Source organism: Actinomadura graeca (assembly GCF_019175365.1).
Classification (GTDB): domain Bacteria; phylum Actinomycetota; class Actinomycetes; order Streptosporangiales; family Streptosporangiaceae; genus Spirillospora; species Spirillospora graeca.
In genome coordinates, this window is the sequence record NZ_CP059572.1 from 4,433,085 (window position 1) to 4,455,123 (window position 22,039).

Annotated in this window: 23 protein-coding genes; 19 read left to right on the forward strand and 4 right to left on the reverse strand. The window is 71.4% G+C overall.

The window, feature by feature from the left end:
* Positions 1–133: 133 nt before the first annotated feature.
* From AGRA3207_RS19515 to AGRA3207_RS19525, 3 genes are all read left to right on the forward strand, one after another.
* On the forward strand, positions 134–400 hold the full coding sequence (locus tag AGRA3207_RS19515) for a hypothetical protein (protein WP_231336158.1): 267 nt from the start codon (positions 134–136) through the stop codon (positions 398–400).
* Between the two features lie 349 nt (positions 401–749).
* A complete protein-coding gene (locus AGRA3207_RS19520; protein WP_231336159.1) occupies positions 750–2,183 on the forward strand; it encodes an NYN domain-containing protein in 1,434 nt (477 codons plus the stop codon).
* A 90-nt stretch (positions 2,184–2,273) separates the two neighbouring features.
* The gene (locus tag AGRA3207_RS19525) at positions 2,274–2,912 is read left to right on the forward strand and encodes a tetratricopeptide repeat protein (RefSeq protein ID WP_231336160.1); all 639 of its coding nucleotides are present in this window, start codon (positions 2,274–2,276) and stop codon (positions 2,910–2,912) included.
* Positions 2,913–2,951: 39 nt separating this feature from the next.
* On the opposite strand, the gene AGRA3207_RS19530 is transcribed toward AGRA3207_RS19525, so the two are convergent.
* Positions 2,952–3,491 carry a hypothetical protein gene (locus tag AGRA3207_RS19530; protein ID WP_231336161.1) on the reverse strand — a complete coding sequence of 180 codons (540 nt, stop codon included), beginning with the start codon at positions 3,489–3,491 and terminating at the stop codon, positions 2,952–2,954.
* A 117-nt stretch (positions 3,492–3,608) separates the two neighbouring features.
* Here AGRA3207_RS19530 and pyrE point away from each other — a divergent pair, with 117 nt between their 5' ends.
* Entirely contained in the window at positions 3,609–4,145 is a 537-nt protein-coding gene (pyrE, locus tag AGRA3207_RS19535) for an orotate phosphoribosyltransferase (RefSeq protein WP_231336162.1), read from the forward strand.
* Between the two features lie 72 nt (positions 4,146–4,217).
* Here the strand turns inward: pyrE and AGRA3207_RS19540 are convergent, their stop codons facing one another.
* Both AGRA3207_RS19540 and AGRA3207_RS19545 read right to left on the reverse strand, forming a co-directional pair.
* Positions 4,218–4,688, reverse strand: a complete 471-nt coding sequence (locus tag AGRA3207_RS19540; protein WP_231336163.1) for a hypothetical protein — start codon at positions 4,686–4,688, stop codon at positions 4,218–4,220.
* Between the two features lie 9 nt (positions 4,689–4,697).
* On the reverse strand, positions 4,698–5,441 hold the full coding sequence (locus AGRA3207_RS19545; RefSeq protein ID WP_231336164.1) for a DedA family protein: 744 nt from the start codon (positions 5,439–5,441) through the stop codon (positions 4,698–4,700).
* 322 nt (positions 5,442–5,763) lie between these two features.
* Between AGRA3207_RS19545 and fbaA the strand changes: the two genes are divergently transcribed.
* The 13 genes from fbaA to AGRA3207_RS19610 all read left to right on the forward strand — a co-directional run bounded on the left by fbaA (position 5,764) and on the right by AGRA3207_RS19610 (position 17,550).
* Complete coding sequence (fbaA, locus tag AGRA3207_RS19550; RefSeq protein WP_231336165.1) at positions 5,764–6,786, forward strand: class II fructose-bisphosphate aldolase; 1,023 nt, start codon at positions 5,764–5,766, stop codon at positions 6,784–6,786.
* A gap of 101 nt (positions 6,787–6,887) precedes the next feature.
* Positions 6,888–7,328 carry a winged helix-turn-helix transcriptional regulator gene (locus AGRA3207_RS19555; RefSeq protein WP_231336166.1) on the forward strand — a complete coding sequence of 147 codons (441 nt, stop codon included), beginning with the start codon at positions 6,888–6,890 and terminating at the stop codon, positions 7,326–7,328.
* Positions 7,329–7,639: 311 nt separating this feature from the next.
* Complete coding sequence (locus AGRA3207_RS19560) at positions 7,640–8,125, forward strand: GNAT family N-acetyltransferase (protein ID WP_231336167.1); 486 nt, start codon at positions 7,640–7,642, stop codon at positions 8,123–8,125.
* Positions 8,126–8,172: 47 nt separating this feature from the next.
* Positions 8,173–8,592, forward strand: coding sequence for a DUF3151 domain-containing protein (locus tag AGRA3207_RS19565; RefSeq protein WP_231336168.1), 420 nt, complete (start codon positions 8,173–8,175; stop codon positions 8,590–8,592).
* A gap of 179 nt (positions 8,593–8,771) precedes the next feature.
* Positions 8,772–9,929: an FAD-dependent oxidoreductase gene (locus AGRA3207_RS19570; protein WP_231336169.1), complete on the forward strand. Its 1,158-nt coding sequence runs from the start codon at positions 8,772–8,774 to the stop codon at positions 9,927–9,929.
* Between the two features lie 9 nt (positions 9,930–9,938).
* Positions 9,939–10,754, forward strand: coding sequence for an alpha/beta fold hydrolase (locus AGRA3207_RS19575; protein WP_231336170.1), 816 nt, complete (start codon positions 9,939–9,941; stop codon positions 10,752–10,754).
* Positions 10,755–10,854: 100 nt separating this feature from the next.
* Positions 10,855–12,150 carry an MFS transporter gene (locus AGRA3207_RS19580; RefSeq protein ID WP_231336171.1) on the forward strand — a complete coding sequence of 432 codons (1,296 nt, stop codon included), beginning with the start codon at positions 10,855–10,857 and terminating at the stop codon, positions 12,148–12,150.
* Between the two features lie 224 nt (positions 12,151–12,374).
* Positions 12,375–12,551, forward strand: a complete 177-nt coding sequence (locus tag AGRA3207_RS19585; protein ID WP_231336172.1) for a hypothetical protein — start codon at positions 12,375–12,377, stop codon at positions 12,549–12,551.
* Positions 12,552–13,245: 694 nt separating this feature from the next.
* Complete coding sequence (locus AGRA3207_RS19590; protein WP_231336327.1) at positions 13,246–13,401, forward strand: helix-turn-helix transcriptional regulator; 156 nt, start codon at positions 13,246–13,248, stop codon at positions 13,399–13,401.
* Between the two features lie 109 nt (positions 13,402–13,510).
* Entirely contained in the window at positions 13,511–14,794 is a 1,284-nt protein-coding gene (locus AGRA3207_RS19595; RefSeq protein ID WP_231336173.1) for an adenylosuccinate synthase, read from the forward strand.
* A 59-nt stretch (positions 14,795–14,853) separates the two neighbouring features.
* Entirely contained in the window at positions 14,854–15,732 is an 879-nt protein-coding gene (locus AGRA3207_RS19600; protein ID WP_231336174.1) for a glycerophosphodiester phosphodiesterase family protein, read from the forward strand.
* A gap of 159 nt (positions 15,733–15,891) precedes the next feature.
* Positions 15,892–16,737 carry a radical SAM/SPASM domain-containing protein gene (locus AGRA3207_RS19605; RefSeq protein WP_231336175.1) on the forward strand — a complete coding sequence of 282 codons (846 nt, stop codon included), beginning with the start codon at positions 15,892–15,894 and terminating at the stop codon, positions 16,735–16,737.
* A gap of 9 nt (positions 16,738–16,746) precedes the next feature.
* The gene (locus AGRA3207_RS19610; RefSeq protein WP_231336176.1) at positions 16,747–17,550 is read left to right on the forward strand and encodes a protein kinase; all 804 of its coding nucleotides are present in this window, start codon (positions 16,747–16,749) and stop codon (positions 17,548–17,550) included.
* 394 nt (positions 17,551–17,944) lie between these two features.
* On the opposite strand, the gene AGRA3207_RS19615 is transcribed toward AGRA3207_RS19610, so the two are convergent.
* The gene (locus tag AGRA3207_RS19615; protein ID WP_231336177.1) at positions 17,945–19,030 is read right to left on the reverse strand and encodes a magnesium and cobalt transport protein CorA; all 1,086 of its coding nucleotides are present in this window, start codon (positions 19,028–19,030) and stop codon (positions 17,945–17,947) included.
* 369 nt (positions 19,031–19,399) lie between these two features.
* Here AGRA3207_RS19615 and purD point away from each other — a divergent pair, with 369 nt between their 5' ends.
* On the forward strand, positions 19,400–20,644 hold the full coding sequence (purD, locus tag AGRA3207_RS19620; RefSeq protein ID WP_231336178.1) for a phosphoribosylamine--glycine ligase: 1,245 nt from the start codon (positions 19,400–19,402) through the stop codon (positions 20,642–20,644).
* 52 nt (positions 20,645–20,696) lie between these two features.
* Positions 20,697–22,007 carry an adenylosuccinate lyase gene (gene purB / locus AGRA3207_RS19625; protein WP_231336179.1) on the forward strand — a complete coding sequence of 437 codons (1,311 nt, stop codon included), beginning with the start codon at positions 20,697–20,699 and terminating at the stop codon, positions 22,005–22,007.
* Positions 22,008–22,039: the final 32 nt, after the last annotated feature.

Sequence of the window (22,039 nt, forward strand, 5' to 3'; positions counted from 1 at the left end):
GACATGCCCGGGTGTTGCCATTCGCTGCAACCCCGCGGCGTGCCGTTGTTGCGGCGTGGCGCAACACCACTCGCGGCTGGCTTCCTGAGAACGCACCCGCGCCGCCCGAGTACGGGGCCGAGAGGAAGACGACGTGAACTCTGAGTATCGCCCGGTTCCGGCCGGGTTCACCGATGTGCGTGCCACGGTGATCCTGGTCACGGCCTGTCTCGCCGGTGCCATTGCCGGTATCTCGAGCTATTTGTACGTCCGGTCACCGGCCCAGGCGCTCCGCGACGCCGTCACCGCGCTCTGCGGCGTCCTCGGCCTGTTGAACCAGGTCGCCGGAACGGGCCCGGCGCGGGCCGGCCACGACGGCGGCGGACCCGGTTCCGACGGCGCCGAAGAGGAAGGCGCATGACCGCACGCGGCCATGGGCGCCTTAAGGGGGGGTCGTGTCAATCTCAAGTGAACCTTGGACCTGCTGCTTCCCGTAAAGATCATGGGGTTCGCCCGGGACGGGCCGGAACGGCTGGTAGCGTCCGCCGCGGCTCCCGATTCGTCGTTACCGGGGAGTCGCGAACCGGCGCGGCGCCATGAAAGAGTGGCGAATCGCCGTATTGGCCTACGGGGCTTACGGGCTTCACTACGCTATAAGCGCCCCGGGGTCAGTACGCCGGCCCGCATCCCCGAGCGCAGGAAGGCAGGCCGCCGCACGATGGTCTCTCCCGCCAGCCTGACGGCCCCGTGTTGAGGAAGGGCGGTGTCGCATGGATCGCTGCGCGCTGTTCGTAGACGCCGGCTACCTGCTGGCCGATGGCGCCATGGCCGTGCACGGAACCCGCCATCGCGAGACGGTCTCCTGGGACTTCGGCGGCCTCCTGCAACTGCTGGGCAACCTCGCGAGGGAACGCACCGGCATCCCGCTGCTGCGCTGCTACTGGTACGAGGCCACCATCGAGGGCCGCCGCTCCGCCGAGCATGAGGCGCTCGCCGACCTGCCGGGGCTCAAGCTGCGGCTCGGGCGGATCCGCCCCGGCCGCCGCGAGGGCGTCGACACCGAGATCCACCGCGACCTGATGACCCTCGCCCGCAACGAGGCGCTCGCCGACGCGGTCGTCGTCAGCGGCGACGAGGACATCGCGCGGGTCGTCGCCGACGCCCAGGACCTCGGCGTCCGCGTGACGGTCGTGCACGTGGCCGTGGACGGCAACTGGACGATCTCCCGGGTGCTGCGGCAGGAGTGCGACGACCTCATCGAGATCGGCTCCGGGCACCTGCGCCCCTACGTCAACCTGCTCGCCGGCGTGGACGGGTCGTCCTCGCTCGGGACGAGCCCGCTGTCCAACGGGCACGGCAACGGCAGCGCCGCCTCGATCGGGTCGCTCCAGGCGGCGCCGAACAACGGGCCTCCGCCGTCGTCGCCGATCGGGGGGCAGCCGGTGCCGTCGGTGCCGTCCGTCCGCGACCTGGGTCCGGCGATGACGTCGAACGCGGCGGGTTCGTCCATGGCCACCGGGCCGGTCACGCTGCCCGGCTCGGGAGGGAACGGCTCGACCGGCGGGCCCGGCGGTCCTGGCGGGTCGACGAGGCCGGGCGTGTCCGGTGGTTCGGCCGGGTTCGGGTCCTTCGGCAACGGTGCCGCGCAGCCGTCCGCCCCGCTCCAGGCCGCGCCCACGTACGGGCCGTCCTCCACGCAGGCGCCGCCGCAGCAGCCGCCCACCTCGCAGTACAACTCGCCGTCCCCGCCGCCACAGCCGCTGCCGCAGTCGCTGCCGCCCACCCAGTCGCAGCCCCTGCAACAGCCGGTGCAGCAGTCCCTGCAATCCTTGCAACAGCCCTTGCAGCAGCCGCTGCAGCAGCCCTTGCAGCAGTCGCCGCAGCAGACCGCCGGGCAGCAGCTCGGCCCCTACACCGGCCCGCAGCAGATCGCGCCCGCCCCCGCGCAGCAGACCGCGCCCTCGCTCGCGGACGCGGTCAAGGCCGCCCATCAGGAGGGGCAGGACTTCGGCGAGTCCGTCGCCCGGGACGCGCCCGCGCTGTGGCTGGAGGCCGTCCTCGCCCGCAAGCCGCGTATGCCCTCCGATCTGGAGGCGCGCCTGCTCCAGGGCTCCTCGCTGCCCATCGACTTCCTCCTGCACGACGAGGTCAGGCACGCTTTGCGCCGCGGATTCTGGGACGCTCTAGAACGTTCCCGCAGGTGAACGCTCTCCACCGGACGCATTCGCGTAGGTAATTCACGATCATCGTCGATTCGCCCGCTTCGGTCGCCGGGTGACGGGTAGCGTTGAAGCGTGACGCATGTGACGGAAGACGATCTCGACGATCTGGAGTTCGACACCCTGCGCACCGGCGATCACATCTCGGCGGCGCGGCGGCTGTCCGAGCTCGCCGAGGCGGTGTCGGGCGGGGTCTCGCGCGCCAACGTGCTGCTGCGCGCGGGTGAGCAATGGCAGCACGCCGGCGACCATGCCAGGGCCGCCGAGCTGTACCGGCGGGCGCTGGAGGACGGCGGCGAGGTCTACGGCGACCCGCGCGCCTATCTGGCCGACGCCCTGTTCGAGCTGGGCCGGGGCGACGAGGCGCGCGCGCTCGTCGAGCAGATCCGCGCCGACAAGCCGCGCGACCCCGAGGTCTACCGCGCCGTCGCCGAGGTCCTCTACGCGCAGGGCGACGCGTCCGGCGCCCACGAATGGGCCACCAGCGGCGCCGACGTCGTCCTCGCCCTCCGCGACCACGCCGGTGTCGGCGGCCCCGACGAGCCGCGGTCGCTCGCCACCGGGTCCCTTGCGCCGGCCCCCGACGACGCCGCCCTCGCCGAGGACAGCCTTGAGGCGCTCCTGCGGCTCCGCTATCGCGCCCGCATCGACCTGGGCCGCGCCGAGGACGACTACGACGCGCTCCTCGACGACCTTCTGAAGAACGACGCCTGACCCGCCGCGCCGGCGCGGACCGCCCGGCGCGTGCGACCGTCACAGGGTCGCGACCAGCCCGCCGAGAGCCTGGGCGACCGTCACCGGGGGTTCCTGCTCGATGACCGGCCAGCCGCGCAGGCGGGCCTCCCTCACCGTCCCGTCGTGACCGGACTGGGCGGAGCAACCGGCGAGGGTCCGCAGATAGCCGCAGGGCGCCTCCGGCCAGTCGGGGGGTATCGGGACCCGGCTTTCCTCTCCCAGGCCGTCATGGTCATGGTCGTGGGCGCGCAAGGCGCGCGGGAGGTCCGCGTCCACGAAGACGTAGCCGCCCACCGGACGGTGCGCCGCGCGCTGCGCCAAGGCGATGGCGGGCAGGAGCGGCCCCGCCGCCCCGTACGCGGCAAGGACGAGCGGTGCCGCCGGACCGGCCGCGCCGATGACCAGGGAGGCGCGGGCGACGTAGCGGACACCGGCGTCCTCCGGAACGTCCGGGGCGAACACGTCCAGCCCGGACGAGCGGAGCATCTCCGGAACATCGCCCCAGGACGCGGACGTCGCGCCCGGGGCATGCAGCAGGACGAGGGAACCGGGCGTCACGTCCTCACCGCCTCGACCGCCGCGACTCACGAGGCGGCCCGCCGCGCCGCCTCCCCGGAACCGTATCGGGGTGGAGCGCGTGCACGGGCGCCGGGCCAGGTGAATAGGGTTCCTTCCGTGAGCGATCGTGATGAGCTGCTGAGCGCAATCAAGGACAAGGCCGTCGTCCACGGCGATTTCGTGCTCTCCTCCGGCAAGCGCGCGTCCTGGTACGTGGACCTGCGCCGGGTGACCCTGGACGGGACGGTCGCGCCGCTCGTCGGCCGGGTGATGCTCGACGAGACCGCCGGCCTGGACTACGACGCCGTCGGCGGGCTCACCCTCGGTGCCGACCCGGTCGCCGCCGCGATGCTCCACGCGGCCGCCGCCCGCGGGCGCACGCTGGACGCGTTCGTCGTCCGGAAGGAGGGCAAGGCGCACGGGCTGCAACGCCGCATCGAGGGCCCGGACGTGACCGGGCGCCGCGTCCTCGCCGTCGAGGACACCTCGACCACCGGCGGCTCCGTGCTGACCGCCGTCGAGGCGCTCCGCGAGGCCGGCGCCGTGGTGGTCGCGGTCGCCACGATCCTGGAGCGCGGCGCCGCGGCGCGGATCGCGGCCGAGGACCTGGAGTACCGGCACCCGTTCGACGTCACCGACCTGGGCCTCGGCTGAGCGGCGCCGCGTCCCTGCGGGCCTGTCCCTCGCCGCTGCGGGCCGGTTTCCGGCGCTGCGGATCCCTGCGGCTCAGCCCCTCGCGGCCACGAACCACTGGCCGCGCTGCCCCGACGGTTTCGCCGGCTGCTGCCTGCCGTAGATCACGACCCTGAGCGAGCCGCCGTTGGCGGCGACGACCTGGAGGGGCGTCTCCTCGTACTTGCGGATGTCGCCGGTGGACAGCGTGCCCTGCGTGAGCACCTCGCCCGTGTCGGCCACCCGGACGACCACGGCCGTGGCCGGGCCGACCACCGTGATCACGAGCGGCAGCACCGCCGACGCGGTCGGGGAGGCCGAGGCCCGGCTCGGCCCGGCCTTGTTCTGCGTGCCCTCGTCCGGTGTCGGGGAGATGGTCGTCGGGTCGGGTTCGCCGTGGTCGCCGGAGACCGCGTTCACCAGAGCCGTGCCGCCGACGACGAGCAGCGTCAGTGCGGCGACCACGGCGACGGCCGCGATCAGTATGCGCGCGAGACCACGAGGGTCCGACCGATGACGTCCCACATGGGGAGGTTAGCGATAACTGTCACCGCTGAGCGACGGACGTGACTCTTCAGAGCCATTCTTATTCGTACCGTTGTGCTTTGCACCCTTGTGGGAGGATCCGCGTCCCTTCATGATCTCTCGCACGATGGGGATCACCGACAGCACCAGGATCACGGCGACACCGGGAAGGATGTAGCGCTCGACGTCGGGCACCTCGGAGCCGAGGAAGTGGCCGAGCAGGAACAGGGCGTCGGTCCAGATGACGCCGCCGACGACGTTCCAGACGAAGAACTTGCGGGTGTCCATGCCGAGCATCCCGGCGAGCGGGTTGAGGAACGTCCGCACGATCGGGATGAACCGCGCCAGCACGACCGCCCTGGCCGGGCCGAACCGGTTGAAGTAGTACTCGGCCTTCTCCACCCACTCCTGCCGGAAGATCTTGGAGTCGGGGCGTTCGAAGAGCCTGCGGCCGTACCGCGCGCCGAGCCAGTGCCCGAGCTGCGCGCCGGTGATCGCCGCGACCGGGCCGCCGACCAGCAGCCACGGCAGCGACAGCGGCTGGAACTCCTGCCCGTTGACGGTCGAGACCGCCGTGAGGATCCCCGCCGTGAACAGCAGCGAGTCGCCCGGCAGGATGCAGCCGATCAGCAGTCCGGTCTCCGCGAAGATGATGGCGAGGACGCCGATCGTCGCGAACGTGCCGAACAGCTGCAGCCACGCGGTCGGGTGCAGCCACTCGGTGATGTCCAGGGGAAGGGTCGTGAGATCCACACAGCGAGCGTACCCGTCCCGTCGCCGCGGAAAGGCGGGAAACCGCACCTGACGCACCGTTCCGACACCCGTGAACAGCGGGCTGACGGACGCACGGCGATTCGGGATACTGATGGTTCCGCGGAGACCGGGATCGAGGGACGGATTCCGGCCGACGCGGCGCCCCTGTGGAGCGGGCGGCCCTCACAACGAGATACTGACCCTGGACGGCATGCCCTGCCCGGACCGTGTGACCAGGGCACTCACCTGGGTACGCGGTCGACGGGTGCTACCGCCCGGCCGGATGCCCGGCGGCACCGCTGCGTATGAAAGGACGCTGACAATGCCCATCGCAACGCCCGAGGTCTACGCGGAGATGCTCGACCGTGCCAAGCGGGACGGTTTCGCCTACCCCGCCATCAACGTGACGTCCAGCCAGACGCTGAACGCCGCGCTGCGCGGGTTCGCCGATGCCGAGAGCGACGGGATCGTCCAGGTGTCCACCGGAGGCGCCGAGTACCTCTCCGGCTCCACGGTGAAGGACATGGTCACCGGCGCCACCGCACTCGCCGAGTACGCCCGCGTCGTCGCCGCCAAGTACCCGGTGAACATCGCCCTGCACACCGACCACTGTCCCAAGGACAAGCTGGACGGCTTCATGCGCCCGCTGATCAAGATCTCGCAGGAGCGGGTGGCGCGCGGTGAGGAGCCGCTGTTCCAGTCCCACATGTGGGACGGCTCCGCCGTGCCGCTGGAGGAGAACCTGGAGATCGCCGCCGCCCTCCTCGAAGAGTGCGCCAAGGCCCGCATCATCATGGAGATGGAGATCGGCGTGGTCGGCGGCGAGGAGGACGGCGTCGCCAACGAGATCAACGAGAAGCTCTACACCACCCCCGGCGACGCCATCGCCACCGCCGAGGCCGTCGGCATCGGCGAGAAGGGCCACTACATCCTCGCCGCGACGTTCGGGAACGTGCACGGCGTCTACAAGCCCGGCTCCGTCAAGCTCCGCCCGGAGGTCCTGAAGGAGATCCAGGACGCGGTCGGCGCCAAGTACGGCAAGGAGAAGCCGTTCGACCTGGTGTTCCACGGCGGCTCCGGCTCCACCCTGGAGGAGATCCGCGAGGCCGTCTCCTACGGCGTCATCAAGATGAACGTCGACACCGACACCCAGTACGCCTTCACCCGCCCGGTCGCCGACCACATGCTGCGCAACTACGACGGCGTGCTGAAGGTCGACGGCGAGGTCGGCAACAAGAAGCAGTACGACCCGCGCTCCTGGGGCAAGGCCGCCGAGGCCGGCATGGCCGCGCGTGTCGTCGAGGCCGCCGAGCACCTCCAGTCCGCCGGCAAGAAGCTCAAGTGACCTCGCGGGGCCCGGACGGACCGTCCGGGCCCCTTCCGGGCCCCTTCCGGGCCCCTTTCGGGCCCCGCGGCTCACCGCGGGTCTCCGGTAGCCTCGAAAACGTGGCACTGCCCCGCACCTACGAGTCGCAGAACTGCTCGATCGCCCGTTCCCTGGAGGTCGTGGGCGACCGCTGGACCCTGCTCGTGATCCGCAGCGCCTTCGAGGGCGTCCGCCGCTTCGACGACTTCCAGGCCGCGCTCGGCGTGGCCCGCAACGTCCTGACCGAACGCCTCACCCGCCTCTGCGACGAGGGCGTCATGCGCCGCGTCCCCTACCAGGACCGCCCGGAGCGCTTCGAGTACCGCCTCACCCGCAAGGGCGTCGAACTGTGGCCCGCCATGATGACACTCCTCATGTGGGGCGACCGCCACTACGCCCCTGACGGCCCACCCCTCGTCATAGGCCACCAGGGCTGCCCCGGCGCCCTGACCCCCCGCTTCACCTGCGACACCTGCGACGCCCCCCTGGGCCCTGGGGACGTCGAGCCGAGGGGCGTCTAACCCGTCGTCCAAGGCTGCTTCTTGGGTGGCCGTCGTGCGTGCCGCTTCTGCCTGGTGGGCGTGGCGTTCAGTGGTGGGACAGGTGCCCGGCCAGGAGCGGGCGCGCCCTCGCTGGGATGGTGCCGCGGTGAGAAGGCCGTCGACTGGGGGAACAGAAGGCGGATTCCGCCCGGTCGTCCAGGTTCTGGCGCATGGACGCCCGGCAACGCGGGTTGCTTGATGCAACTTTGTTCGGTGCAATGAGTTGCATGACGCAACTGGGTGAGGGTGGTGCGGTGCGGCTCGCTTCGCCGCTGCCAGGGTGGCCTTGGGTGCCGACCTTGGAGGACGTGCGGATCCGGCCGTATGGGGTGGGGGATCGGGAGCGGTTGCGGCGGATGTCGGATCATCTGTCCAAGGCCAGTCTCTACACGCGGTACTTCGCGGGGACGCCGCGGATCCCGGACCATCACGTCCGGGCGATGGACCGGCTCGACCACTGGGACCGGGAGGCCATGGTCGCCTTGCTGGCGGGGGAGATCATCGGGCTCGCCGAGTACATCCGGGACGTCCGGTGGACGTGGCGGGCGGAGATCGCGGTCATGGTGGCCGATCCCTGGCAGCGGCGCGGGATCGGCGGACGGCTGGTGGCCGATCTCGCCGGGCTGGCCGGGCGGCGGGGGGTCACCGAGTTCGTCGCGGACGTCATCCCGACCAACCGGGAGGCGCTGCGGGCCATCGGCGGGGCGTGGCCCGCGGCGGCGTCCTGGACGGCGGAGGGCGCCGCGCGGTTCCGGTTGCCGCTGCCGATGCCGTGAACACGCACGCCACCCGGGTTGATGCGGACGGGCCGCGCCGACTTACGATGACCCGCATGACCCAGAACCTGCTCGGCGGCCTGCCTCCGACCGAACTGCCGGACAACGCCGAGGCCCGCGAGGCCCTGGAGAACGGCGTGGACCCGTTCGAGGTGGCCGCGCGCCACCCGGACCACCCGGGGGCGTGGGCCGAGCTGTCCGACCGCGCCTTCGCCAGGGGCGGTGTGATCGACTCCTACGCCTTCGCGCGCACCGGCTACCACCGCGGCCTCGACCAGCTGCGCCGGGCCGGATGGAGGGGGCAGGGTCCGATCCCGTGGGAGCACGAGCCGAACCGGGGGTTCCTGCGGGCGCTGCACGCGCTCGGGCGGGCCGCCGCCGCCATCGGCGAGGACGACGAGGCCGAGCGGTGCAAGACGTTCCTGCGCGACAGCAGCGCCACGGCGGCCGACGAACTCGGCGGCTGACGCACCTCGGCACGCGGCATTCAGCGGGGTTACGGGGGCCCTCCCGGTCGAAACGGCGGCGTACATATAGCCGCTTCGTTATGCCCTTCTGCGAAAGAAGCATTAGTCAGGTATGAGCCCTGGTCACAAGATGGTCTGCATCACACCCACTGATGCCGCACCGACCGGGAGGACCGACCGTGGCGCCGAGGAAGACCGCGGAAGTGATCGGGGCCGGCCTGGCCGGGCTCACCGCAGCGACCGCGCTGGCCCAGCGAGGCTGGTCGGTGCGCCTGCACGAGCGCGACTCCGAGATCCGCGCGATCGGCGCCGGCATCTACGTGTGGGGCAACGGGCTGGCCACGCTTGAGGCGCTCGGCCTGTACGAGGAGGCCGCGTTCAACGCGCACGTCGGCCCGGTGCTGGAGACGCGCGACCACCGCGGCCGCGTGGTGGAGGAGGTGCCGATCAACGGCCCCGGCCAGGCCCGGGTGCTCACGATCATGCGGGACCGCCTGATCGGCACACTGATCGGCGGTGCCGAGAAGGCCGGTGTGGAGATCCGCACCGGCTCGGAGGTCCTGGAGGCGGGCCCCGACGGCCGGGTCGTCACGCGTTCCGGCGAGACGGCCCGCGCCGACGTGGTGCTCGCGGCGGACGGGGTGAACTCCCGCATCCGCGGCCAGTACGACATCGTCGCCCACCGCGCCCCGGCGAGGCAGGGCGCGACCCGGCTCACGGTGCCCCGGGCGCCCGGGTTCGTCCCTGAAGGGGACGAGGGCAAGTACATCGAGTACTTCAGCGGACGGCGCCGCGTCCTGTACACGCCGAGCAGCGAGAGCAGCCTGTACGTCGCGCTGGTCGCCGACGAGCGGGACCGGCCCGCGAGCCGCATACCGGTCGACACCATGGCGTGGATCCGGTCGTTCCCCCACCTGGAGGCCCTGCTCAGCGCGTGCGCGGGGGTCCCGGGACGGTGGGACACCTTCCAGTTCCTCACGCTCACCCGCTGGTCCATGGGCAGGCTGGCGTTCCTCGGGGACGCGGCGCACGCGCAGCCGCCCTACCTCGGCCAGGGCGGCGGCTGCGCGATGATGAGCGCCCTCGGCCTGGCCGACGCCCTCAGCGGCTCCGACGCGCCCGTCGACCAGGCGCTCCGCGACTGGGAGTACGCCGAACGGCCCACCGTCGAGCACACCCAGCGCTGGTCCCACCGGCTCGGCCGGCTCAACTACGTCCCGGACGCCGCCCGCGCGTCCCTGCTGAAGGCGAGCGGGCACCTGCCGCGTCTGGGCGCGTCCCGGCTGCGGGCGGCCCTGACGGTCCCGACCGGCGCGGGCCGGTTCGCGGGCAACTGAGAGGAACGCATGACCTCGACCCACCTGACGACGATCTGGATCGGCGGCAACCCGATCACCTACGTGGACCAGGGGCCGCGGGACGCGCCCGCCGTCGTCCTGCTGAGCGGCTGGTGCCAGGACCACCGGCTGTTCGACCGGCTCGTCCCGTTCCTGAGCGACGACCTTCGCGTCGTGTGCGTCGACTGGCGCGGGCACGGCGTGGACCGTTCCCCCGTCCCCGATTTCGGCTACCGCGAGCAGGCCGCCGACACCATCGCCGTCCTGGACGACCTCGGCATCGACCGGTTCCTCCCGCTGTCGCATTCGCACGGGGGCTGGGCGCTCATGGAGATCGCCGAACGCGTCGGCGCCGGGCGGGTGCCGCGGATCCTCCTCGTCGACTGGCTGATGACTCCCCCGGCACCGGGGTTCGCCGCAGGGCTCGCCGCCATCCAGGACCCGTCCCGATGGGTCGAGGGCAGGCAGGACCTGTACGACGTGTGGACGAACGGCCACGACCACGAACGCGTGCGGCGCCACCTGGACGAGGAGATGTCCGGCTTCGGCTTCGAGATGTGGGCCCGTTCCTGCCGGGTCATCGCCGACGCCTACGCCGAGTTCGGCTCGCCGCTCCAGCGGATGGCCGGGCTCACCGAGCCCCGTCCGATCAAGCATCTGTTCTCCCAGCCCACCGACCCCGCCTACGAGCGCGCACAGATCGACTTCCGCGCCCGGCACCCGTGGTTCGACCACCACATGCTCGGCGGCCCGACGCATTTCCCGACCCTCGACGTCCCCGACAAGGTCGCCGCCGAGATCCGCGGACACCTCGTCCGGGACTGACCCACCCGCGCTCCCCACCACGCGGACGCCCTGACGGAGCCGGCCGGCTTCAGGCATCCGAACCGCTCACCTGCCGTTCCGTCCCCGCAAGGAGCCCACCATGCGCGACCACGATCCGACCATGCCCGAAAACGACCCGCCGTCGGCCCGATGGGCGATGCTGGCGATCGTCTCCGCCGGTTTCATCGCGATGACCATCAACTGGTTCGACATCTCCACCGGCTTCCCGGCGATCGGGAAGGAGTTCGACAAGGCGATCCCGGACGTCGCGTTCCTCATCTCGGTGTTCGTCGCGGCGTACGGCATCCTGCACATCCCGGGCGGGCTCCTCGCCACCAAGTGGGGCCTGCGGCGGACGCTCGCGCTCGGCCTGGCGATCGAGGCGGCGGGGGCGCTGCTGTCGGCCACGTCGACGTCGTTCGCGCAACTGGTGCTGTGGCGGGCCGTCGCGGGCGTCGGCGCGTCCATCTTCGCGGCGGTCGGCATCGCGGCCGTCAGCATCTGGTTCCGCGACCACCAGCACGCGCTCGCGCTCGGCATCTCCTCGGCCGCGTTCAGCGTCGGCACCGCGCTCGGCCTGTACACCTTCGCCGACATCACCGACGCCACCACGTGGCGGACGTCGGTCGTCATCGGCGGGATCCTGTGCCTGGCGGTCGCCGGGATCAGCGCGCTGTTCTTCCGCGTGCCGAAGGGCGCGGGCCCCCTCGCCGGTGCCCACCTGACGCGCGCGGGACTCCAGCAGGCCCTGTTCAACAAGGACATCTGGCTCTACGGCCTCGCATTCTTCGGCGCGTACGGCTCCTACCTCGGCGCCTCCCAGCTGATCTCGGGGTACGGCGACGACCGTCACATCCCCGGCGGCCAGGTGGGCGCGGCCGCCTTCCTCATCGGCGTCGCCGGCGTCCCCGGCAGCATCGCCGCGGGCTGGCTCGCCGACCGCTACCTGAGCCCGCGGATCCTGTTCGCCGCCGGCGCCGTCCTGGAGGCGGTCGCGCTGGCCTGCGTCCCGCTATCCGGCCCGAACACGTTCTGGATCCCCGCGTTCGCCATCGGGTTCATGTTCAACTTCGTCTTCGCGGTCTGGCAGACCGTCCCCGGCGGCATGAGGGGCCTCGCGCCGGAGAACATCGGCACCGCCATCGGGCTGATGCTCACGATCTCGGCCGCCGGAGGATTCGTCCTGCCCTGGGCGTTCGGGCTGATCGTGGACGGCCCCGGATACGGCGCCGCGTGGACGTTCCTGGCCGTGGTCAGCGCCGCGACCGTGGCGTTCTGCCTGCCGGCCCGCTCCGCCGCTCGCACCCCAAGGCCGAGCCGGAAGCCTGGCACCGGACGCAGCACACCCTTCCTCCGCGAAAGCACCACCCCGGCAACCGACGAACTGGGCGCCTGAGGAGACGACCTGAGCCGTCACGCGAGCGCGCTACCAGCCCGCCGGGGCTCGCCTCCGGCTTCGCCCCGGCGGGATGATCGCGAAGCGATGACGCGCTCGCCCAAGCACGGTCAAGGAGGCGAGCCGCCAGGCGAGCCTCCTTGGGCCGGGGTTGCTTAAACACCGCCGCCAGGCGAGCCTCCTTGGGCCGGGGTTGCTTAAACACCGCCGCCAGGCGAGCCTCCTTGGGCCGGGGTTGCTTAAACACCGCCGCCCGCGAGGTCGCCGACCACGTGGAGGCGCGGGTCGGGGCGTCCGGCGACGACCAGCCACCCGGAGTCGGTGGTGAGGCCGCCGTCCGGGTGCCGCGAGGCGCCCTGTGCGAGCAGGGACGCGACGAGCCGCTCCGCGGATCGGGGTGATGGGCTTCTAGGCGGCCGCCTGGTCCACGACCGACCCGGACACCGGGCTGGTCACCGCGCCGATGCTGGTGGAGAACCTCGGACGCGGCGAGGAATGCTTCGCCTACTGGGAGTGCGCGCTGCTGGAGGAGAACGTGATCCCACCGGGAGCTGGCGCGCGCCGCCGTCCCGGCCGCCGGGCTCCGCGCCAGCACCGACGACCTGCCCGCGCGCAGCGCCCAGTACCGCAAGCTCCTCGCGCGCCGCGGCGTGGGGGACGAGCTGCGCGCCGTCCTGCGGGCCGGCGGGCGGCCGTGGGGCGTGGTCAGCCTGTTCCGCGACGAGGGCCAGGAGCCGTTCGGGCGACAGGACATCGCCCTCGTCGCGAGCCTCTCGGCTCCCCTGGCCGGGCGGCTGCGTGGGCTGTCGCGTCCCGTGGACGCTCCCGGATCGGCGCGGGGGCACGATCCGGGGCTGATCCTTTTCGATCCGTCCGGGACACCGATCTCGATCAACGACGAGGCGCGCCGCTACCTCGCGCTGCTCCCGGACGGGCCGTCCAGCCCCTCCCCGGTGGGGCCGCCGCTGCCGATCTGGCTCGCCGGGACCGCCGCCCAGGCGCGCGCCGCCGCCGATCGTCGCCGAGACGTACGGGCTGTCGGCCCGCGAACTGGAGATCACCCAGCTCATCGCGCGCGGGCTGTCCACCGGCGACATCGCCGCCGAGCTGGTGATCTCGCCGCACACCGTCCGCGACCACGTCAAGACGGTGTTCGCCAAGACGCGGGTGTCCAGCCGGGGCGAACTCGTGGCCCGCCTGTTCGCGGAGAACTACTGGCCGCACCGCGAGAGCCCGGTGACCAGCGGGTGAGCACCGCTCCGGTTTCCTTGTCGGCCCGCGACGGGTACGATTTGATCGCAAGAGGCCCCTTCGCTCTTGCGGCGACCAGGGGCCTTCGTCGTGGGAAGGAAACAGCGGCATGCCGGCCATCGTTCTTGTCGGAGCCCAATGGGGAGATGAGGGCAAGGGCAAGGCCACCGACCTGCTGGGCGGGAGCGTCGACTACGTCGTGCGCTACCAAGGTGGCAACAACGCCGGCCACACCGTGGTCATCGGCGACAAGAGCTACGCGCTGCACCTGCTGCCGTCCGGGGTCCTGTCGCCCCGCGTCGTCCCGGTGATCGGCAACGGCGTGGTGATCGACCCCGCCGTGCTGCTCCAGGAGATCGACGGCCTGCGGGACCGCGGGATCGGCTGCGAACGGCTGCTGATCTCGGCGAACGCGCACCTGATCATGCCCCACCACCGGGCCCTGGACAAGGTCACCGAGCGCTACCTCGGCAAGGCCAGGATCGGGACGACCGGCCGCGGCATCGGCCCCGCCTACGCCGACAAGATCAACCGGATGGGCATCCGGGTGCAGGACCTGTTCGACCCGAACATCCTCACCCAGAAGCTCGACCTGTCGCTGCGCGAGAAGAACCAGGTCCTGACCAAGGTCTACAACCGTCGCCGCATCGAGACCGGGCCGATCGTCCAGGAGTACCTGGCCTACGGCGAGCGCCTCAAGCCGTTCGTCGCCGACACCACGCTCGTCCTGAACCAGGCGCTGGAGGACGACAAGGTCGTCCTGCTGGAGGGCGCCCAGGGCACCCTCCTGGACATCGACCACGGCACCTATCCGTTCGTGACGTCCTCCAGCCCGACCGCGGGCGGCGCGTGCGCGGGCTCCGGCATCGGCCCCACCAGGATCACCCGCGTGATCGGCATCCTGAAGGCGTACACGACCCGTGTCGGCTCCGGCCCGTTCCCCACCGAGCTGCTGGACGAGTGGGGCGAGTTCCTGCGCAAGACCGGCGGCGAGTACGGCGTGACCACGGGCCGCGACCGCCGCTGCGGCTGGTTCGACGCCGTCATCGCCCGCTACGCCACCCGCGTCAACGGGATCACCGACTACTTCCTCACCAAGCTGGACGTCCTGTCCGGGTTGGAGCGCGTCCCCGTCTGCGTCGCCTACGAGATCGACGGGCGCCGCGTCGAAGAGCTGCCGACCACGCAGACGGACTTCCACCACGCCAAGCCCGTCCTGGAGTACCTGGACGGCTGGCAGGAGGACATCACCGGCGCGAAGACGTTCGACGACCTGCCGAAGAACGCGCAGGCGTACGTCCGGACCCTGGAGGAGATGGCCGGCGCGCAGATCTCCGCGATCGGCGTCGGTCCCGGCCGCGACCAGACGCTGTCGCTGCGGCCCCTCATCTGACCTGGCCTTTCACCCGGCGTTCACCGGGCATCCGGTCACGGGCGGTAGCGTGCGATGCCGTGCCTTCCTTCGAGGTCCACGGCCACCGCGGCGCGCGCGGCCTCCGTCCGGAGAACACCCTCCCCGGCTTCGTCCACGCCCTGGAACTGGGCGTGGACGCCGTCGAGCTGGACGTGGGCCTGTCCGCCGACGACGTGGTCGTCCTCTGCCACGACCAGGTCCTCTCCCCGGTGACACTGGCGGACACGGCCCCCGCCCACCCGGGCGACCCGGCGTTCCCCTACGTCGGCAAGCCCGTGAGAAACCTAACGCTGGCGCAGCTCAAGACCCTGGACGCCGGTGTCCGCCGCGCCGACGACGCGATCACGGGGACGCAACTCCCCCGTCCCGGCACCCCGATCCCCACACTCGCCGAGACGTGCGCGCTCCTCGCCCCGTCGGGCGTCCGGCTCGCGGTAGAGCTGAAAACCGACCCCACCTGGCCGGACGACGACGTCGCCCGCTTCACCGCCGCCGTCGCGACCGTCCTGGAATCCGCCGGCCTGACCCACCGCAGCCGCCTCCTGGCCTTCGACTGGCGCTTACTGACCGAGGCCCGCCGCCACCACCCCGCCCTCGGACGCGTCGCCCTGATCGAACGCAAGACCCTGCTCCCCGGCACCACCTGGCTCGCAGGCCAGAACCCCGGCGACCCGATCACCGCCGCCCTCGCCGCGGGGGCGACCGCCCTGTCCCCCGACCACACCCTGATCACCCCGGGCATGGTCGACGACGCCCACGCCCAAGCCCTCCCCGTGGTCGCCTGGACGGTCAACGACCCCGAAGACATGACCCGCCTCATCAAATACGGCGTAGACGCCCTGGTGACCGACTACCCCGACCGCCCCCACCACCTCCACCCCACCCCTTCCTCCCTCCCTTCCGGGATGCGCCCTTAAGAACGCCATAGTCGGCCGCGCCATATCCACGTTCCTGCACGCCCGGACGGCAAAAACATCACCCTGACGGAACACCCTTCTTACACGCCTATATGCATCCCCTCGCGGGCCGTAGTGTCAACACAAAGAAAGGATTTCCAGAAACCAAGGGGCAACTCATTGATCACGTTAACGAAGATCGTCGAGCGTTCGATCACCCGTTTCCTCTGGCTCGACCTGACCCGGAAGTGCCAACTCCAGTGCACCCACTGCTACAACGCATCGAGCCCGGACGGCACACACGGCACCATGACGCGGGACGACTGGATCAGTGTCCTCGACCAGGCCGCACGCTGCGGGGTGAGCGATGTTCAGTTCATCGGTGGAGAACCGACCCTGCACCCACACGCCCTCGATCTGGTGAAGTACGCACTCTCCCTGGGCGTCCGAGTCGAAGTGTTCACAAATTTGGTCAGAGTCCCCCAACTATGGTGGGACATGTTCCAGCACGATGGCGTCTCGCTGCGCACCTCGTACTATTCAGATCATCTCGCCGAGCACAATGCCGTCACCGGCCGACCGAGCCACCGGCGAACGCGCGAGAACATCATGAAGGCGGTCGCGATGGGAATCCCGCTCCGCGTGGGGATCATCGCCACTGGGGGCACCCAGCGCGTTAACGCGGCACTGCGGGATTTGGAGGCCCTCGGCGTCCGCGACGTCCGCATCGACGACATCCGCCCCTTCGGGCGAGCCGCCGCCGGTCACGAGCCCGACCCCACCCACCTGTGCGGTGGATGCGGCGTCGGACGGGCGGCGGTCGGCCCAGACGGCACCGTGTCCCCATGTGCCATGTCGGAGTGGATGGGCGTGGGCAACGTCCAGACGGAATCCCTCGCCGATATCCTTGGCGGTGTTGCCCTCTCCCGCGCGAAGGCCACGATCCAGGAGATGACCGACGGACCGGACGACGATGACGAATGCAGCCCAGGTTTCCCGGGCAGCGGGTGCAGCCCGAGGAATTGAGGTGACCCCGTGAGTCTTCCCGGGCCGGATTTCGTGACGCTGCTCCGGCAGCATACGGGTGAAGTAACCGGCATTCACCCGTCCGGGACCGGGCACAGCTCCGACGTCACCGCCCTGGTCGAATGCGAAAAGGGCCCGTTCTTCGTCAAGGCGTTCCGGAACCGGCCCGGTGGACGCCGTGACTCCCTGGTCCGCGAAGAGCTGATCAACCCGCACGTCGTCCCCCTTTCCCCGGCGGTGCTCTGGCGGGCCGAGGACGAGGCGTGGCTGGCGATCGGGTTCGAAGTCATCAAGGGTCGGCCTGCGGACTTCACCCCGGGCTCACCGGACCTGCCGAAGGTGATCGACCTCCTGAACCGGATCGGCGCTCTGCCTCTACCCGAGGTGGCCCGAGATTGGCCTGAAACACGGTGGAATCGCTACGCCGCCGACGAAGCCGAAGCCGCGCTGTTCCAGGGCGAAAGCCTCCTCCACACGGACATCAACGAGTCGAACCTGATGTTCGGGACCGGCCGGACGTGGGCGGTGGACTGGGCTTGGCCGACTCGGGGGGCGGGGTTCATCGACGCCGCCCTGCTCGTCTTCCAGCTCATCGGCGCCGGGCACACCGCCGAGGCGGCCGAAACGCTGGCGGCCGGATGTACTGCGTGGGCCGAGGCCGACCCTCGCGCGATCGATGCGTTCGCCGCCGCGAGTCGGCGCATGTATCGACGGCGAGCCGACCGGTACCCGGACGAGTCGTGGCTCGAAGCGATGGCGGGCGCCGCCCTACGGTGGACTGAGCATCGCAAGGTCGTAGCGAACGGACACTGATACGACGGCCGATCGAAGCCGAGCCGCCTCGGCTTCATTCGCGCCAAGCGGCGTTGCATGGCAGCCCTCGCCATGGGCCGAGCGCTGGAGGCGGCTGGCGATGCCGGTCGCGGGTCGGGTTAATGCGCCGGGACGTACAGGCGGCGACACGGCGTACTGGATGCCGTGCTCCACCATGGGTCGTCCTCTCGGGGCGTCGGGCCCAACTTCGCCATCTCCTGGCGGACGCTTGCTGGCGCGTCGGCTTACCGTCCGGGCGCCTCGGCGCGGACGGTCTTCCGCAGTTCGACGCGGAGCCCCTCGGCCGTATCGGCGTCCATTGTGGCGCCCTCGATACGGGTCAGGTGCTCGCTGACCAGCGTGATTCGGGTCGCAGCGGGGGCGCCCGCGGGGGTCAGAGCCAGCCGTTGCGGCGGAAGCCTCTGTAGAGGGAGAGGCAGGCGAGGGTGATGAAGCCGAGGATCATGGGGTAGCCGTAGCGCCATTCGGTTTCGGGCATGAAGTCGAAGTTCATGCCGTAGACGCCGGCTATGGCGGTGGGGACCATGAAGAGGGCGCCCCAGGCGGAGATGCGGCGCATGTCCTGGTTGTCGGCGACGGTCACCTGGGTCATATGGGCCTGGAGGATGGGGTTGAGGAGCTCGTCGTAGGACTCGACCTGCTCGCGGACGCGAGTGAGGTGGTCTTCGACGTCGCGGAGGTATTCCTTGATCTCGGCGGGGACGAAGCGGCGGCCGGAGAGGTTGCGGAGGGGGCCGGCGAGGGGGCCGACGGCGCGCTTGAGCTGGATGACCTCACGCTTGAGGCGGTAGATGCGGCGGGACTCGTCGGTGCGCTCGGGGGAGAAGACGGCCTCCTCGACCTCGTCGATGTCCTCCTGGACGGCGTCGGCGACGCAGACGTAGCCGTCGACGACGCGGTCGGCGACGGCGTGCAGGACGGCGGCGGGGCCCTTCGCGAGGCGGGCGGGGTCGTCTTCGAGGCGTTCGCGGACGGAGCCGAGCTCGCCGTGGGCGCCGTGGCGGACGGTGACGACGAAGTCGGGGCCGCAGAAGATCATGATCTCGCCGGTCTCGACGACCTCGGAGCCGCCGGGGCCGCTGGCGACGTAGCCGACGGTCTTCATCACGACGAAGTGGACGTCGTCGTAGCGTTCGAGCTTGGGGCGCTGGTGGGCGTGGATGGCGTCCTCGACGGCGAGCGGGTGGAGGCCGAAGACCTCGGCCAGCTCGGTGAGCTCGGTCGCGGACGGCTCGTGCAGGCCGACCCAGACGAACCCGGCGCTGTCGCCGTGGGGGGTGAGGCGGCCGTCGCGGATGAGGCGGACGGCGTCCTCGACGGTGGCCGTGGACGCGCGGTGGCCGTCGATGTAGGCGGCCCAGTCGATGACGGCGGAGTCGCGGCTCTGCACCGGCACGCCGGTGGGCCTTCCGCGCGTCTTGAACAACGCGCGGCTGGGGAGGACTCGTGTCATGGCCATGAGGTGCTCCTAACCCTCCGGCCACACGCGTATCGCGCGCTCGACCCTGCCTGTCAGCGAAGGGAGCGCGCGGAGGTGATGGCCGGACGCCAGATGGAGGCGGACGGATGGGCAGTCCTGCCCGGACTGTGAGGGTTCTCCGGCGAACTGCAAGGATCACCAGGACTCATCCCGACCACCTCCTTTCACGCTCCTCGACGGCGGGGTGTCAAGCCCGTCGCAGCCTATCAGCCGACATTTAAGACGCCGCCGTCATCGGGAAGGTTCACCGGTGACACGTGTGACGGCCGCCTCATCGTCACAGGGCGGTCCCGAATGGGCCTGGACGGCGTCCCCCGAGGGCTCGCGGGCGCACTAAGCTCGCGTGACGTGCGAGTACTCCTCCTTGGTTCGGGTGGCCGCGAGCATGCGCTCGCCCGCGCCCTGCATCGCGACCCTGCCGTCACCGCCCTCCACTGCGCCCCGGGCAACCCGGGCACTGCCGAGATCGCGGCGAACCACCAGCTCGATCCCACCGATCCGACGGCGGTGAGGGAGCTGGCCGGGCGGCTCGGGATCGAGCTGGTCGTGGTGGGGCCGGAGGCGGTGCTCGTGGAGGGGGTCGGCGACGCGGTCCGCGCGGCCGGGATCCCCTGCTTCGGGCCGGACCGGGCCGCGGCCCGCATCGAGGGGTCGAAGGCGTTCGCCAAGGAGGTCATGGCGGACGCGGGCGTCCCGACGGCCGAGGCGCGCGTGTGCGAGACGGCCTCGCAGGCGGAGGAGGCGCTGGACGCGTTCGGGCCGCCCTACGTCGTGAAGGACGACGGGCTGGCGGCGGGGAAGGGCGTCGTCGTCACCGATGACCGCGAGGCCGCGGCCGAGCACGCGGCCTCCTGCGAGCGGGTCGTCATCGAGGAGTTCCTGGACGGCCCCGAGGTGTCGCTGTTCGCGTTGTGCGACGGCCAGCACGCCGTCCCGCTGCTGCCCGCCCAGGACTTCAAGCGGGCCTACGACGGCGGCGAGGGGCCCAACACGGGCGGGATGGGCGCCTACACGCCGCTGCCGTGGGCGCCGCCGGGTCTCGTGGACGAGGCGATGTCCACCGTCGTGCAGCCCGTGGTCGACGAGCTGCGCCGCCGCGAGACCCCGTACGTCGGGGTGCTGTACGCGGGGCTGGCGCTGACGTCACGGGGCGTCCGGGTGATCGAGTTCAACGCCCGGTTCGGCGACCCGGAGGTGCAGGTCGTCCTGGACAGGCTCGCGACGCCCCTCGGGACGCTCCTCCAGTCCTGCGCGATCGGGGGGCTCGATCCGGCGTTCCGGCCGGAGTGGCGTCCGGGCGCCGCCGTCACCGTGGTCGTGGCCGCGGAGGGGTATCCGGCCGCGCCGGTGAAGGGCGATGAGATCACGGGCCTCGACGAGGCGGACGCGGTGGAGGGCGCCTACGTGCTGCACGCGGGCACGGCGCGCGACGCGGAGGGGCGGCTCGTGTCAGGCGGGGGACGCGTCCTCGACGTGGTGGGCTCGGGCCCGGATCTGGCGGCCGCGCGCGCCGCCGCCTACGAGGCCGTCGCGAGGATCGGCCTGCGGGGTGCCCATCACCGCACTGACATCGCGCTGGGCGCGACACCGTAAAGTATCCCTCCCCGGCCCGAAGCCCGGCGGGCCGACCTGGGACAATCGTCGGGTGATCGAGCGCTACACCCTCCCGGAGATGGGGCGCGTCTGGAGTGACGCGCACAAGTACGAGCTGTGGTGCCAGGTGGAGGTCCTCGTCGTCGAGGCCCACGCCGAGGCCGGCACGATCCCGCCGGAGGTGGTCGAGCCGGTCCGCAAGGCGCCGCCGCCGACACCGGAGGCGGTGCACGCGATCGAGGCGGTCACGCAGCACGACGTGATCGCCTTCCTGTCGGCGTGGGCGGACAACACCGAGCCGCGCGAGGCGGCCCGGTACGTCCACTTCGGCATGACCTCGTCGGACCTGCTGGACACCGCGCTGGCGCTCCAGCTCGTCGAGGCGTCCGACATCCTGCTCGCCAAGGCCGACGCGCTCGTCGCGACGCTGCGCGACCACGCGCTGGCGCACCGGGCGACCCTGCGGGTGGGCCGCACGCACGGCATCCACGGCGAGCCGGACGTGTGGGGCCACCGCGTCGCGGACTTCGCGTTCGCCATGGCGCGCTCCCGTGACCGGCTCCGCCGCGCGCGGGAGGCCGTCGGCGTGATGGCGATCTCCGGTGCCGTCGGGACGTACTCCAACATCGACCCGGCCGTCGAACTGCACGTCGCGCGGAGGCTCGGCCTGCGGAGCGCGGACGTCTCGACGCAGGTCGTCATGCGCGACGGGATCAGCGAGTGGGTCTCGGCGCTGGCGATCATGGCGACGGTGTGCGAGGCGGTGGCGCTGGAGGTGCGGCACGGGCAGCGCACGGAGGTCCGCGAGCTGTGGGAGCCGTTCGGCAAGGGCCAGAAGGGCTCCTCGGCGATGCCGCACAAGAAGAACCCGATCATCTCCGAGCGGCTCGCCGGGATGGCGCGGATCGTCCGGGCGCAGGTCGTCCCGGTGCTGGAGGGGATCCCGCTCTGGCATGAGCGCGACATCTCGCACTCCTCCACCGAGCGGATCGCGCTGCCGGACGCGTCCATCGCGCTGGACTACATGCTGAACCTGACGAACCGGCTGATGTCCGGCCTGGTCGTGGACGAGGCGCGGATGCGCGCCAACCTGGAGTCGACCGGCGGGCTGATCTACACCTCGACCGTGCTGCTGGAACTGGTCGAGGCGGGCATGTCCCGCGACGACGAGGCGTACCCGCTCGTCCAGAAGGCGGCGATGGAGACGTGGGAGACGGGCGTCCCCTTCCGCGAGACCCTCCGCAAGCACGCCGCGGAGGCGGGCCTCACACTGGACGAGGCGCGCCTGGACACGGTGTGCCGCCCCGAGCGCTTCGTCGAGCGGCTCACCCCCGTCTTCGACCGGCTGACAAGCCTCGCCTGACCATCCGCCGCGTCCGACCCCCGAGGGAGGGA